13 protein-coding genes are annotated in these 14,590 nt (G+C 31.7%); 3 read left to right on the top strand and 10 right to left on the bottom strand.

Annotated elements, in window-relative coordinates:
- Positions 1-15 precede the first annotated feature (15 nt).
- Positions 16-813: a geranylgeranylglyceryl/heptaprenylglyceryl phosphate synthase gene (locus tag V9L05_RS20305; RefSeq protein ID WP_338813703.1), complete on the bottom strand. Its 798-nt coding sequence runs from the start codon at positions 811-813 to the stop codon at positions 16-18.
- Positions 814-1,050: 237 nt separating this feature from the next.
- Here V9L05_RS20305 and pyk point away from each other — a divergent pair, with 237 nt between their 5' ends.
- Positions 1,051-2,484 (top strand): pyruvate kinase, encoded by a 1,434-nt coding sequence (gene pyk / locus V9L05_RS20300; protein WP_338791657.1) that lies wholly within the window; start codon positions 1,051-1,053, stop codon positions 2,482-2,484.
- Positions 2,485-2,633: 149 nt separating this feature from the next.
- Here pyk and V9L05_RS20295 read toward each other — a convergent pair whose 3' ends face one another.
- On the bottom strand, positions 2,634-4,367 hold the full coding sequence (locus tag V9L05_RS20295; protein WP_338813702.1) for a hypothetical protein: 1,734 nt from the start codon (positions 4,365-4,367) through the stop codon (positions 2,634-2,636).
- Positions 4,368-4,627: 260 nt separating this feature from the next.
- Between V9L05_RS20295 and V9L05_RS20290 the strand changes: the two genes are divergently transcribed.
- Complete coding sequence (locus V9L05_RS20290) at positions 4,628-5,164, top strand: hypothetical protein (RefSeq protein WP_338813701.1); 537 nt, start codon at positions 4,628-4,630, stop codon at positions 5,162-5,164.
- A gap of 84 nt (positions 5,165-5,248) precedes the next feature.
- On the top strand, positions 5,249-6,283 hold the full coding sequence (locus V9L05_RS20285) for an iron ABC transporter permease (RefSeq protein ID WP_338813700.1): 1,035 nt from the start codon (positions 5,249-5,251) through the stop codon (positions 6,281-6,283).
- A 132-nt stretch (positions 6,284-6,415) separates the two neighbouring features.
- On the opposite strand, the gene V9L05_RS20280 is transcribed toward V9L05_RS20285, so the two are convergent.
- The 8 genes from V9L05_RS20280 to V9L05_RS20245 all read right to left on the bottom strand — a co-directional run bounded on the left by V9L05_RS20280 (position 6,416) and on the right by V9L05_RS20245 (position 14,326).
- Positions 6,416-6,796: a hypothetical protein gene (locus V9L05_RS20280; RefSeq protein ID WP_338813699.1), complete on the bottom strand. Its 381-nt coding sequence runs from the start codon at positions 6,794-6,796 to the stop codon at positions 6,416-6,418.
- Between the two features lie 277 nt (positions 6,797-7,073).
- Positions 7,074-8,366 carry a hypothetical protein gene (locus V9L05_RS20275; RefSeq protein WP_338813698.1) on the bottom strand — a complete coding sequence of 431 codons (1,293 nt, stop codon included), beginning with the start codon at positions 8,364-8,366 and terminating at the stop codon, positions 7,074-7,076.
- Positions 8,367-8,670: 304 nt separating this feature from the next.
- Positions 8,671-9,015: a 50S ribosomal protein L20 gene (rplT, locus tag V9L05_RS20270; RefSeq protein ID WP_338764352.1), complete on the bottom strand. Its 345-nt coding sequence runs from the start codon at positions 9,013-9,015 to the stop codon at positions 8,671-8,673.
- A gap of 395 nt (positions 9,016-9,410) precedes the next feature.
- Positions 9,411-9,611 carry a 50S ribosomal protein L35 gene (rpmI, locus tag V9L05_RS20265; RefSeq protein ID WP_014796322.1) on the bottom strand — a complete coding sequence of 67 codons (201 nt, stop codon included), beginning with the start codon at positions 9,609-9,611 and terminating at the stop codon, positions 9,411-9,413.
- Between the two features lie 369 nt (positions 9,612-9,980).
- Entirely contained in the window at positions 9,981-10,805 is an 825-nt protein-coding gene (locus V9L05_RS20260; RefSeq protein WP_338812380.1) for an IS5 family transposase, read from the bottom strand.
- 139 nt (positions 10,806-10,944) lie between these two features.
- Entirely contained in the window at positions 10,945-11,640 is a 696-nt protein-coding gene (locus V9L05_RS20255) for a TetR/AcrR family transcriptional regulator (RefSeq protein ID WP_338791663.1), read from the bottom strand.
- 245 nt (positions 11,641-11,885) lie between these two features.
- The gene (can, locus tag V9L05_RS20250) at positions 11,886-12,539 is read right to left on the bottom strand and encodes a carbonate dehydratase (RefSeq protein WP_338813697.1); all 654 of its coding nucleotides are present in this window, start codon (positions 12,537-12,539) and stop codon (positions 11,886-11,888) included.
- 44 nt (positions 12,540-12,583) lie between these two features.
- The gene (locus tag V9L05_RS20245) at positions 12,584-14,326 is read right to left on the bottom strand and encodes a SulP family inorganic anion transporter (RefSeq protein ID WP_338813696.1); all 1,743 of its coding nucleotides are present in this window, start codon (positions 14,324-14,326) and stop codon (positions 12,584-12,586) included.
- Between the last annotated feature and the right edge of the window lie 264 nt (positions 14,327-14,590).

The raw sequence follows: 14,590 nt of genomic DNA, 5'->3' as shown, positions 1-14,590 counted from the left end.
AGTTTTTTGATTCAATTATACCTTTTTCTTATTAAATTGATGCAAAACAGCTGCAAAATCAGCAATTAAAGCAGGTTCTTCTTCTAAGCGTGTGCCTACCACAACTACATCAGCACCAGCAGCAAAAGCCATATGTAATGCTTCAGGGGTTCTGATTCCTCCTCCAATAATTAAAGGAATATTTATACTCTGTTTTACAGTTCGAATCATTCTTGGAGAAATTGGTTTTGCTGCTCCACTTCCACCATCCAAATAAGCCAAACGCATTCCTAAATACTCGCCTGCAAGTGCTGTATTGGCTGCTACTTCTGCTTTCTCATAAGGAATTGGCAAAGTCTGACTGACATAAGAAACTGTTGTTAGATTATCACATAAAACAAGCATGTAACCTGTCGGAATTACTTCTAAATCCATTCTACGCAGTCTTGGAGCTGCTGCTACGTGTTGTCCTATCAAATATTCTGGATTTCTTCCTGAAATAAGAGAAAGTAAAAATAGGCTATCAGCCTCAGGAGCAAGATGAAAATAATGACCAGGAAACAAAACAACAGGCAATCTAGCATGTGATTTTATGAGTTTGACTGTTTGAGAAACTTCACCTTCTGTCAGAAGACTTCCACCAACCATAAAAAAAGAAATTCCATAATGAGCAGCTTGTGCAGCCAAAAGAGCCGTTTTTTTAGGGTCTATACGGTCAGGATCTATCAAGACAGCTAACATTTTTTGTCCTTTAAGTGCTGCTTCTAAAATTTGAGGATATACATTCATGCAGTTATCAGTTAATTTCAAATTACTATTTGAGTTTTGTGTCATGTACTTCTGATTCTGTTTAAAAACTCTTTATGTTCTATAAGGTATGGAACAATATCTTTTCAGAATTTCTCATACAATCTAATAATGTTTTTCAACAAGAAAAAAGCAGTATTAAAAAATAATTCAAATTGAATTTCAAGTTAAATATCATAATTCTTAATTCGTAATTCGTAATTGAACAACGAATGTTGTAAGTTTATACAAAAATACATATTCATAACCGACTTCACAATAAATATGAAATTTAGCTTCAACAAAACAAAAGTAATTGCAACTGTAGGTCCAGCTTCTTCTACTCGTGAACAGCTTTTAGAGCTTATGGTAGCAGGAGTAGACGTTTTTCGTCTTAATTTTTCGCATGGTTCTTATGACGATCACAAAAAGGTATTAGACATAATTAGAGAACTCAATCACAAATTTGAATTTAATGTTTGTATTCTCCAAGATTTGCAAGGTCCTAAAATTCGTGTAGGAGATATTGAAGGAGGACAAATAGAACTCGTAAAAGGAGAAAAAATCCGTATCACAACTGATAAAGGAGTTATGGGGACAAAAGAGCGCATCAGTTGTGCTTATGAAGACTTTGTTAGAGATGTAAAGATTGGAGAACCTATTTTGATGGATGACGGAAAGTTAGAATTAGTCGTTTCGGATAAAGATCAAAACGATGTCATTGCAAAAGTAATTGTAGGAGGAACTCTAAAGCCAAGAAAAGGAATCAATCTTCCCAATACAAATGTTTCTGCACCTTCAATGACAGAAAAAGATTTGAAAGATGTGATGTTTGGAATTGAAAATGAAGTAGAGTGGGTAGCTCTTTCCTTTGTTCGTAATGCAAGTGATATGATTCGTTTGAAAGAAATAATTACAAAGCATGACAGCAAAATGAGAACGATTGCCAAAATCGAACGTCCAGAAGCTGTTGCCAATATTGATAGTATTATTGAAGAAGCAGATGCTTTGATGGTAGCTCGTGGAGATTTGGGAGTAGAAATAAATGCCGAAGAAGTGCCAGTAGTTCAGAAAAGAATTGTCAGAAAATGTAATGAAGCTGCAAGACCTGTTATAATTGCTACTCAGATGATGGAATCGATGATAGAAAATCCTCGTCCTACTCGTGCAGAAACAAATGATGTAGCTAATGCAGTTATGGATGGAGCAGATGCCCTCATGCTAAGTGGAGAAACAGCAGTTGGAAAATATCCAGTTGAGGTAATCAAAAGTATGGTCAAAACGATTAGTTCTATTGAAGTAAATGTAGAATCGGTTTATCATCAGTATTATCCAATTCCTACTTCCATGGTAGATTATACTAGTAAAAGTGTAATCACGACGGCTTGTCGCTTGGCTCAAAATGTTCATGCAAAAGCTCTTATTTCGATGACACAATCAGGTTATACAGCATTTCAGTTGGCTAGTCATCGTCCGAAAGCAGGTATTTTTATTTTTACTTCAAATAATAATTTGCTTACGACACTCAATTTAGTTTGGGGAGTTCGTGGTTATTATTATGATAAATTTGTTTCGACAGACCAGACTTTTAAAGATACTCAAGAGATTTTATTTGAAAAAGGACATATTCAGAAAGGAGATTTGTTTGTCAATACTGCCAGCATGCCAATTGATGAAAAACAAAGAACTAATGTATTGAAACTTAGCAAGATGGAGTAACACCATTTTTTGTCCAAAAATTAGATAAATAAAAAAGCCTTTATGACTCGTAAAGGCTTATTTTATTTATTGCTGTTGTTGGTGTTTTACCGACGAGACATAGACTATTTTTAATCTCAAACTCACGTTAAACAACTGCCTATCACTTTCTAATATTCTAAAGTTTCAAAAATAATTTCTTCTTCAGCTATATTTCCTAATTTATCTTTTACTTCTACTAAAATTGTATAGCTTTTGTTTTTTGCAAAACCACTTATTTTTCCATTGTAAAGACGTTTTCCACTTCCATTTATACGGTAATAAATCTGTTCAGTATTGGTCTGTCCGTCTTGCGCCCCCAAAAATAACTGTACATAAGAAGGATAAGCTGTATTTCTACTTTCATCTGGCAAGGTGCTAAAATGATAAAAAACAGTAGGTGCTTCTCCATCGACAGCAAAAGAAGTGCTAATTGTATTTCTATTATTTACATTGTCATAACCAATAATTTCGAGACTTTGGAAGCCTGATTCACGAACATTAAAAGGAGAATTATACTCAATTTCTTCACCTTGTCCATTTATTTTATAAGTTACTCGTTGCAAACCAGATTCGCCATCAGTAGCTGTCAATTTTAAATTTGTTTCTGGACTAATATAAAGAACATTGCCTTTTTGAAAAGTTTTTCCTTGATAATTATAACCTAATTTTGGTCCTGTCAAATCTACATAAACGGCACTTACATTATGTCTATATGTATCAAAACGTGGGTCAATAGCTCCCTCAACACCTATATTTTCTGTATTATCAACAGCATAATAACGAATAGTATGGGTTCCTGATTTGGATGGCAAGTAAAAAGGGTCGTTATATTGTGTCCACTCTCCACCATCAATCGAATACCAAACTTCTTTTACACCTGATTTATTATCAACTGCTGTAAGTTTTAGTTTTGTACGACCAGAAAAATAAACTTGCTGACCAACAATAAATTTATCCCCTAAAACATCAGCAGACATAATAGGTGCAGTTCTGTCTAAGTAAAATGAAAAGCTTTGTGCCGTTTCTTCATTTTTTAGATAATCAGTAGAATAAAAATGAAGTGTGTGATTGCCATCACTTAGAGCTTGTAAGGGTAAGTTTCTTTTATTGTAATAGGGTTTCCAACTTTGTTCATCAAAACGATAAAATGTGTTTTTTACCCCAACACTATTATCTTCTAATGTAAAATAAATTTTTGTACCTAATGAAATTACATTTTCAGAGTTAATTCCGACAACATTATACGTACTTATAGGAGGAGAAACATCAACAACAAACTCTTTTGTATTTTCTTTTTCTACATTTCCTACTTTATCTAATGAAAAATAACGCAGTAAATGGTCACCTTCCGAATCTACTGAAATTGTATTTGTGTAAGGCTGATTTCCTAATCCATCAAGATTAAAATAAAGACCTTCTACACCCGACATTTGGTCTTTTACATCCAATGTAATCTTCAAATCTTGTCCATAAAAAGTAGTTCCTTGTTTGCGATATACATAAGGAGTTGCAAATTTTGAAGTAGAATTTGGTGGAAGTCCATCAGCATAAATAATATATTCATAACTATTTCTAGGATTTTTTCCATCACTGTGTTTTAAGATATGAATTCCATGTCCATCCAAAATAATAGGCTTAACAGAAATTTCTTTTTCTCCTACTTTTTTTCCAGATAAAGGGATTTTCTCTCCATTTGGGCTTGTAGAAATATGAAGATAAACAGGTAAATCTGCTTGCTGATAATATTTACCTTCTTCATCTACATAAGTTCCTGAAAGGGAATCGGTTTGTGCAGATACATTAAAGGATAATAAAAAAATAAATAAAAATGGAATAAGTAATAAAAAGTATTTTTTTTTCATCTGAAAGAGTAAAATAGGAAAGTTAGTAGTTGTAGTGTGCCACAAATTAAAAAATTGAATTTTATCAAGAGTTAGAATTAATAAATCCAAACAAGAATAATTTGTCAGTAAAATAGTAATGTAAATTAATGAATTTTAAGTCATTTATGCAATTACAAAGTGAACATTTATATTTTTCAAATTATTTTATTAAGAATGATTCTAAATTCGTACTTTTGTGACTTAATAAAAAATAACCCACTATCTATATTTAACCAACTATGAAAATTTCCTTTGCTATTCTTGCTACTTTATGTATTGTCTTTTTTGGATTTCAACAGTTTAGAATTAGTTCTTTACAAGATGATATAAAAAAAATGGAATCAAAACAGCAAGATGTATCAACAATAAACTCAACTTCTGATAAAGAAGAAACAGAAGAAGAACATTATGAACTTGCTCTTGCAATGGCTAGAATGCAAACGTATATGCAAAAACTTCATTTTGCAGGACAGAATGAAAATTGGAAATTAGCGCAGTTTTATACACACGAACTAGAAGAAACAATGGAAGACATTATTGACCATAACGTTATCGATGAAGGAACAGAAATTAGTGGACTAGTCAAAACAATGGCTTTCCCAAATATAGAAAAACTAGAAAAAAACATTGAATCAGAAGACAAAACTTCTTTTGTAGAAGGTTATCAATTACTTTTGCGTTCTTGTAATAATTGCCACGTTGCAAGTAAACATGAGTTTATCAAAATTATGACACCAAAAAATGAAGATTTTATTAATCAAGACTTTAAAAAATAGTTGTAAATGATAAGTGGTAAATTGTGAATGAATAATGTATTTTCATTTCCCACTCTCTAATTTCCAATCCCAATCCTTAGAAATTTGAAAAAACAGAATTATCTTTTCATTTTTAGTACACTTTTTATAGTCTTGACTTTTTTATTTGGATTAAATCTGTCTTTGGGTTCTGTATCTATTCCGTTATCTGAAATTTGGACGATTATTTTTCAAAAAACGGCTTCTAAGTCCTCTTGGGTTACTATTATTTGGGAGTTTAGATTGCCAAAAGCTCTAACTGCTGTTATTGTTGGAATGGCTCTTTCTATTTCGGGACTTCAAATGCAGACGCTTTTTCGTAATCCTTTGGCAGGTCCTTTTGTTCTTGGCATTAGTTCTGGAGCAAGTTTGGGAGTAGCCATTTTAATGCTTTTTGTTTCTGGACTTTCAGCAAATAGTTTTCTAAATTCTTTATTGTCTCAAAGTTCACTTTGGCAAACAAGTATAGCTTCTACTTTGGGAGCTGCACTTGTTTTGTCGTTGGTGATTATTGCATCAATCAGAATTTCAAATAATATGGCTCTTTTAATTGTGGGCTTAATGTTTGGAAGTGCGACAGGTGCAATTGTTAGTATTTTACAATATTTTAGCGATGCTGAGGCTATAAAATCGTATCTATTGTGGACATTTGGCAGTCTTTCGCAGGTTACGTGGGATAAACTACCATTTCTTTTTGTACTGAATTTTATGGGGCTTTTGATAGCTTGGGCAATGCACAAACCTTTAGATGCACTGCTTTTGGGTGAACGTTATGCCCAAAGTATGGGATTGAGTTTGCAAAAAACTCGTTTAGGAATTATTTTCACAACAAGTATTTTGGCAGGAAGTATTACTGCTTTTTGTGGACCTATTGGTTTTATTGGTTTAGCAGTTCCACATCTTACCAAGATTTTGATAAAAACAGCTCGTCATCAAATTCTTATTCCTGCTGTAGCTTTAGCTGGAGGAATTTTGCTCTTGATTTGTGATAGTGTTTCTCAGCTTCCCATGTCTTCAAAAGTATTGCCTATCAATGCTGTAACAGCACTTATTGGTGCGCCTGTTGTGATTTGGGTCATTCTAAAAAAACGAAGTCTTTGAAATCAGTTAAGTATCTATAAAAAATTAACTATACATATAACTGATAGCTCGGCAAAGCCAAATCACTCGCTAATTAATTTTTAATTTGCATTTAATTTTACTTTGGTATTTACATCAGAAAACAAACTTTGATTAATCTAAATCTGAAAGAGAAGGAATATCGACATGACTTAAATAAACACTTTTTGCTTCTGCGCAATCTATAGTTTTGCTATCTTCTGAACGATAAGTAATATTGACAATTTGGTTGTGAGAAGGGTCTTCTAAGAAAGTATTCAAATTAGTTGGAAGAATATAAGTCCCATCTTTTAATAAAAAAGCCACTTTATAGCCACATAGTCTGTCAGCATCTTGGTCTACACTATTTTCATCAAAAATTTGAATAGTTGCAGTACGGACTAATAAACTTCCTTGAGAAGTTTTTTCTTGTGGACTAATTTTTTGACAGGCTGTAATTCCTGCTCCAAGCATCAAGATAATCATCAAGATAAATGGAATATTGTGGGCTTTCATGAGAATACAAATTTGAAGTAGATAAGTAAATAATAATAAAAATGGAAAAATTAGGAGTTTAGTTAGGTGTTTTTAACTTGTTAACTAAATATAATTACATTAAATTCCCTTTATTATCATGACCCAAAAACTTGCAAAAAGGTTGCAATAAAGCTCAAAATAATTGATTTTTTCTATATTAATTTTATTTTAATGGATTGTTTCCTATAAATTAAGCAAATAAAAATCATTTTTCAGGAATAGTACGCATGTAATTTTAAAATAAAGATTCCAAATTTTAAACCAATCCAAAATACCACATCACTACAAATTGTAATATACCTGCAAACATTCCTAAAACAGCTCCTACCAAAATCAGAATCCATTCATCTTCTTGAAAAACAGGACGCAAAAATTCTTCAAATTCTTTAAAAGAAAGATTACCCATTCTCTCAGCAAGTGTGTTTTCCAAATTGAGAGCCTCTTCTGCATATTCTTCTGTTTGTTTGACGACAATAGGAAGTTCTCTCATAAAATGGAACATAACAATGTTTTTGGCAATATCCATTCGCTTTCCTGCCACAAGTGTAAAAATAGGACGAGATGCCCCAGCCATATCTTCTACTACATTATCAACCAAATTACTAACTTCTTTATTTATGATAATGGCGAGTCTATCTGAAGCAGGACCTCTTACCAAATATTCTGTCATAACTTCAGTAGGAAGTATTTTTTCTGTAATTACTTTTGCATATTCTCTAGCTACTTCTTTTTGACGTTTTAAAAATAAACCCTGAAATTTATAAATTCCTAAAATATTAATAGGTTCTAACGGCTCAAAAATCAGTTTTAAAGCTAAAACATTGGTTAAGTAACCCACTATCAAACCACATCCAGGTAAAATAAACCAAGAACCAGAAGAAAAATTATAAGAAAGAACCATCTGAGCCAAACCAAAAAGACCTCCAAACCAAAAACCTGAAACCTCTATAAACTTAAACTCTTTCTCACCACAACGTAAAAATATTTCATTAACAAGCTGTTTGTCAGCCATTAGAGTTTCAATAGCAATACGTTTAAGGTCTAATAACTTGTCAATTTGACCATTTACCTCAAGCATAATATCTGCTACTGCATTCGGAATTTCTTGTTTTGCACGCTCATAAATTTGCTTTTTGATAGGAATTGGTGTGTTTTTCCAAATCACTCCTGCTTGTGCTTCCATTGCTTCATTGATAATCTTGACACTCAATGTTTCTAATTCAGGCTGCATTTGACGAGCAACAATGATAGGATCAAGTTGTTGAAAGCGTTCTTCTATACGTAAGAGTTTGGATGTCAGCATTTCTACCGATTTGGTAGCCATTTTTTGCGCTTTTGAAGGGATAATTCCTTGCCAACCAAAAGGTTTAATTCCTATATACTCAAGAGGATAAAAAGTCATTAAGAGAGCCATCCAGTTGGTAGCCCAACCAATAATACCACTTGAAATAGGAATAGATAGATACACCAATAAGACCTTGATTTGTGTCCAATCTAGGTTTGAGAAGAAGTCTGAAAAAAAGGCTGAAATAGTTAAAACGATTTCCACTTAAATGGTTGAATCAAGTATAAAATTAAAAATTACGAATTCAAAAAGATAAAAATATACGCTCAGTAAGAAAAAGTAATTATAATATTAAAAATCTATTAAAATATTTGTGTGTCAAAATTAAGTAAGTACGAAAGATAAAAAAACTCTTGACAACTAAAAATAGTTTTGCTGTTTTTTATTCTTTTAGAAGAGTTTTTTCTATAAAAAACAAAAATCCTCTTTTCGCTAGAACTAAATCATAGAAAAGAGGATTTTTTAAAAACTTATATAAGAAATTATAGTCTTATAAAATAGATGGTATCTATTTTACTTTTTCTACAATCGACTTAAATGCTTCAGGATGATTCATAGCCAAATCAGCAAGAACTTTACGGTTTAACGTAATTCCTGCTTTATGAATTTTGCCCATAAATTGAGAATAAGACATTCCATGCTGACGTGCGCCTGCATTGATACGTTGAATCCAGATACTACGGAAATCACGTTTTTTGAGTTTACGACCTATATAGGCATATTCAAAACTCTTTTCGACAGCATTTTTTGCTACTGTCCAAACATTTTTACGACGACCAAAGAATCCTTTGGCGTGTTGCATTACTCGCTTACGACGAGCACGGGAAGCTACATGGTTTACCGAACGAGGCATAATTATAACAATTTTTGAGAGTTGGCGACAAAAGAAAAAATCTTTTATACTTGTTCTTATTGAAATTAGAATTTTTTAAAGCTACTGCTTTCAAGTCACTTATCATCAATGAAATTTCAACTGTGCTGAATTTTCATTCATAATTCGTAATCTTTAATTCGTAATTTATACTAAGAGCCTATTCTCTGGTAAAAGAAACCTAAAATTAAAAAAGGTGCATACACGATTTGTATGCGATAGTTGTCTATTCTATACTTAGTTAGGTCTAATTATAGAAAAATTAAAAACAATTTGCTTAGAAATAGAAATAAGATATCAATTTGAAAATTATAAACTACTTATCATCAGAACTTAATGCTCATAAGTGGTAGTTTTTAATTCGTAATTGCTATTTATTACTTCATGTTGATAAGCAATTTTTTGATACGCTTCTCGTCAGTTGAATGAACGATAGCAAATTGAGCAAGACGCTTCTTACGTTTGTGTGACTTCTTAGTAAGAATGTGGTTCATAAATGCGTGTTTACGCTTTATTTTTCCACTACCAGTAAGTTTGAAACGTTTTTTTGCGCCTGAGTTGGTTTTCATCTTAGGCATAATTGCACTGTTTTATTGAATTAAAAAAAAGCAACTTAAATCAAATGAATGGTATACAAAATTAAATAAATCAAATAATCCTTGACAATCATCTAAATTTAATCATCTCTATACAGGTTAATCCATTTGAGCCTACAAAGGTAGCACTTTTTAAATTACTTTCTAAATTATTTTTTACTATATTTTACATTAATATCTAGTCCTGAAATAGTGTTACAGATTTCTTAGATAAATTATACATAAATCAGGCAGTCTATTTTAAGGTTGACTAAATTTGTATTCAACTTCCCTAACTACTTGTAGTCTGAATTGCATAATCTTTTTGTGTGTTATTGCCCAATAAAATTAGTTGTTTAAAACTGAAGTTGTTTAAGAATGTTTTTTTCTAGTTCTGGCAAATATTAAAGTAAAGGCTAAATAGTGTAAACTTTGCCACGTATGAATTTTAGTTTCGTACCTCATAATTAAGGCTTTGAAAGCATCTAACCACGCATTAGTTCTTTCAATAACGAATCTCAATTCATACATTTCTTCATCTTTAAATGGTTGATTATCAAGGTCTTTTTTATTTCTTTTATTAAAATCTATATTATCTACAATATCTAAATGATTACAAAAAGAACGAAAGGCTTGTGTATCAAAGGCTGCATCAGCATTGAGAAAAATTCCTCCTTCTCTAATTTGAGAAGCATTCAAATCATCTATCATAGATTGCATATTTTTTTCAAGTTCAAAAGCATCGTGATGATTGCCTGCTCTTGGAACAGACATCGCTACTGGAATACCATTTTTATCCGTTAGAAAAAGTGCATTGGTTGTTTTTCCTGCTTTTCTTTTGGAATATCCAATACCTTCTCCTCCTCGTTTAGCTGAAGTGTGGCTGCCGTCTAGCTGACAAATAGAAAAATCTAATTCTCCACGATAATCTTCTAAATACTTGATCCATAATTTCTTCCAACTTCCTAATTTTGACCATTTATTATAATGGTAATATACTGTATTCCAGCGAATTGATAAGTTTCCGAAAAATTGTTTCATAGGAAGTTCTCGCCATTGACTCCCTGATTTTAAGCGATACACAATGGCTTGGATAATACGCCAAAGAGCTACTTTTATACGACGACCTTTTGTAAATTGATGTAAATAAGGTAAAATATTTTCGGTTATAAATTTTTTTGATAAGTTTACGTACATAGAGGGAAAAATAGTTAGATTGAAAATGTGATGATTTACAAGTATAACTATTTTGACCTCTTTTTAAAAAAATAAATCACCATTCTTAAACAAGTTCACTATGTTAGGAGAGCAAAACTAGTATAAAAACACATAAAATTTATTTTTTCCTTTCTACCTTCAAGGCATTAAAAATCAAGTCGGTCAAAAATTCTATCAAACTCTCTTCATTATCATCTCCTTTTACTTCTGTTAGTGTAGGTAAATGTTTAGCAAAATAACTTTGCTGATGCGAACTTTCCATAATAATAGAAACGATGGCATTTGGAAATTTGTATTTTGGATTCAGTTTCAAAATCATTTCAGCTACTCTATGTGTAAGTCTTTTATAGCTTGCAAAATAACCTTCTTTATTATCATTATCTACCTCTTTTGTTAGATAGGCTTTTGCAGATTCTGAAACTACAATTCTATGTAAAGCTGTTGCATCAATGTTATCATACTGATTATCTACTTCGATAGGCTTTGCAAGCGTAGAAATAGCTGTTTCAAGAGCTTTTTCAGGAGATTCTAAATTACTAGTCTGAAAGACAAGCTGATATTCCATCCAATTCCAATACCATGAAACTAAATAAATAAGAAGTTTGTGTTTGTTTTCAAAATAACGATACACTGAGGCTTCTGTCGAACCAATTTCTTTTGCTAATTTTTTGAAAGTAAAGTTTTCCAATCCTATTGTATCTATAAGTGAAATACTTTGACGCACAATTTTACGTCCAAGTTCAGAACTTTCTGGGTCTTTTAAATAAACTCGTTCATTTATTTTTATCTGTATTTTGGATAGTAGAGTTTTCAATATTTTAACTAGTTATGATTGTAATTATTTTTAATAAAATAGTTTTGTTTTAAGTTGTGTTATATGCTATAAAATAACAAAGGTGATTTTATTTTTCACGTATCTTTCGTTTATATTTGTTGAGTGAGTGTCTGTTAAATCTAAACAAAATACTCTCTCTCAAGTATAATTTTGGATAAATCATACTTGAGAATAAGCGCAAATTTTATTTTAAGGATACAAAAGTAATCAATAGTAGGCTTATTTTAGAATATTTTACTTGTCTTTTCACTAAACTTAAAAACAGATTCCAAACCTTCTGTGGTATTGGTTGTAATATTCAAATCTTTTAGAATTCCATCCTTCAAGCTATATACCCAGCCGTGGATATATGGAAACTCACCTTTTTCCCACTCTTCATTTAAGAAAGAAATTTTAGATAAATTAAGAACTTGTTCCATAACATTTAATTCTACATACTTGTTTGCTCTCTCTTCTTGATTTTCAATTTCATCTAACTCTTTTTGGTGCAAACGATATACATCTTTAATATGACGAAGCCAGTTGTCGATAAAACCAAATTTTTCTTTTTGCATGGCCGAAATCACGCCACCACACCCATAATGTCCACAAACAATAATGTGTTTTACCTTCAAAACTTTTACAGCATAAAAAAGCACACTGAGCATATTCATATCTGTATGAACAACCATATTTGCAATATTTCTATGTACAAAAATTGACCCTGGAACTACTCCTGTAATTTCTGATGCAGGTACACGACTATCAGCACAACCAATCCAAAGATAATTTGGATTTTGTCCTTGTGATAATTCATCAAAAAAAGTAGGGTTATACGTTTGGACTGTAGACGCCCATTTTTTGTTACTTTCTAATAAATCTAAATAAGATTTTGGCATACTATATTTTTTTTGCGTTAGAGGTTTGATTGGTTTTGTACTATTTATAACGACGATTTTGTTTCTTCAAAAAAATCATCATTACCATTTTTCTTTTCATGTTTTTTTATAGCTTCTTCTGAACTTGTAAAAGTTACATTTTTTAAAGTAACTTGAATGTCATGTTGTTCAGACTCTTTTATAAAGTTTTTGATTGTATCTTCAATATCTTTATCGATAAAATGAGCCTTTGTTCCGTCTACTATCACTGAAGTATGATTAGGAATTCTAGCAAAAATATCTCTTAAAAAGGCACGATTGACAAAAGATAAATCTTTATTAAAGACAATTTCAAAATGATTTTCATCTCTACCAACTTGTTTGATGGAAATAGCTGTTTTTACATTTGCACGAATTACAAAGAAAAATCCTACAACAATTCCGACCATAATTCCGATAAGTAAATCAGAGAACAAAATAACTATTGCTGTCACTATAAAAGGCACAAATTGCTCTCTTCCTTTTTGATAAATTTCTTTTACTGTAGACGGCTTAATCAGTTTATAACCCACCACTAAAAGAATAGCTGCTAAACTAGCCAAGGGAATATGATTGAGATATTGACTAATGAAAATAACAGAAATAAGCAAAAGTAATCCGTGTATAATGGCAGACATACGAGTGCGTCCACCTGCACCAATGCTTGCTGTACTTCGGACAATAACAGCTGTTACAGGAATTGCCCCTACCAAACCAGCAATAGTATTAGCTATACCTTGCGCCAAAAGCTCACGATTAAGAGGCGAATTTCTTTTGTAAGGATCAAGTTTATCAACAGCTTCAATTGTTAAAAGGGATTCTATACTTGCCACGACACCGATAGTAAAAGCCAATACCCAAATATCCCAGTCTTTAATATGCTCAGCCCAAAGCGAAAAATTGGGAAAAGTAAGCTGTTGCCAAAAATTAGAAAGAGATATTTGTATAAACTCTAAAGTAGGAACAGATTGAGTAGAAAGACTTTTTAGTTCATCTGTCATGGGCAAATCAACTAAATGAGAAGAAGCTAAAGGAGAAAAAATTGAAGATTCAAAGTTATAATATAAATATGCTTCATTGATTAATGTTCCTATCACAACAGCCATTAAAGCAGCAGGAAGAAAAGATAATTTCCTCAAAAACGGAATTCTATCCCACACAATTAATACAAATAAACTAATAACGCTTATGACAATTGCATTTAGATTTTTAGAAGCATTTTTAAGAGCAGCCAAAATCATTGTAACAGCATTTTGATCTGTTCCCCAAATCCAAAACTCATCTTCACTAAATGCTTCCACATCATAGCCAAGAGCATGAGGGAGTTGTTTTAAAATCAGAATCATACCGATTCCTGCGAGCATTCCTTTCAAAACAGAAGAGGGTAAAAAATAAGCTATTGTTCCTGCTTGCATAAAAAAAAGAACAAGTTGAACAAGTCCCCCCAAAAAAACAGCTAATAAAAATAACTCAAAACTACCTGTGTCTGCAATTCCTAATACTACAATAGCAGTCAGACCAGCAGCAGGACCACTCACCCCCATTGCCGAACGACTTATTAGAGGAACAACTAAACCACCTAAAATTCCAGCAACAATACCAGAAAATGCAGGGGCATCTGATGCCACAGCAATTCCAAGACAAAGAGGAAGAGCGACCAAAAAAACAACTAAACCAGCAGGAACATCATATTTGAAGTTTCCAAAAAGAGAAGGTTCTGAATAAGTATTTTTTTTAGTAGTAGTGATTTTGGGAAATGAATTAGGCATTTTGTAAGAGTAATTAAGCAGTGTTTGTGTGATGTTTTAGCTTTCTTATGTAATCAGAAATACTTCAAAAAAATAATGTGTTACTTATTGAGGAAGTAAATAAAAAGCATTTTTGATAGTAATACTTTTGTTTTAAACAAACATACAAAATTTTGGTCTACTTTGAAATTCTTATTGTGTTATTTTAAGGAAGAAAATGAAGCAATATTTAATTACTCAAAATAAAATTTTTCTTAAAAACTGTAATTCTCCATCTTATCGTGC

This window comes from Bernardetia sp. Wsw4-3y2 (assembly GCF_037126295.1).
In the GTDB taxonomy this organism is placed as follows: Bacteria; Bacteroidota; Bacteroidia; order Cytophagales; family Bernardetiaceae; genus Bernardetia.
This window is presented reverse-complemented; position numbering and strand designations above follow the sequence as displayed.

Bases quoted from the DNA above. Each gene is read 5' to 3' on its own strand.
- V9L05_RS20290 (WP_338813701.1), top strand. From the start codon at position 4,628: ATGAAAATTTCCTTTGCTATTCTTGCTACTTTATGTATTGTCTTTTTT.
- pyk (WP_338791657.1), top strand. From the start codon at position 1,051: ATGAAATTTAGCTTCAACAAAACAAAAGTAATTGCAACTGTAGGTCCA.
- V9L05_RS20280 (WP_338813699.1), bottom strand. From the start codon at position 6,796: ATGAAAGCCCACAATATTCCATTTATCTTGATGATTATCTTGATGCTT.
- rplT (WP_338764352.1), bottom strand. From the start codon at position 9,015: ATGCCTCGTTCGGTAAACCATGTAGCTTCCCGTGCTCGTCGTAAGCGA.
- V9L05_RS20260 (WP_338812380.1), bottom strand. From the start codon at position 10,805: ATGTACGTAAACTTATCAAAAAAATTTATAACCGAAAATATTTTACCT.
- can (WP_338813697.1), bottom strand. From the start codon at position 12,539: ATGCCAAAATCTTATTTAGATTTATTAGAAAGTAACAAAAAATGGGCG.
- rpmI (WP_014796322.1), bottom strand. From the start codon at position 9,611: ATGCCTAAGATGAAAACCAACTCAGGCGCAAAAAAACGTTTCAAACTT.
- V9L05_RS20245 (WP_338813696.1), bottom strand. From the start codon at position 14,326: ATGCCTAATTCATTTCCCAAAATCACTACTACTAAAAAAAATACTTAT.
- V9L05_RS20295 (WP_338813702.1), bottom strand. From the start codon at position 4,367: ATGAAAAAAAAATACTTTTTATTACTTATTCCATTTTTATTTATTTTT.
- V9L05_RS20305 (WP_338813703.1), bottom strand. From the start codon at position 813: ATGACACAAAACTCAAATAGTAATTTGAAATTAACTGATAACTGCATG.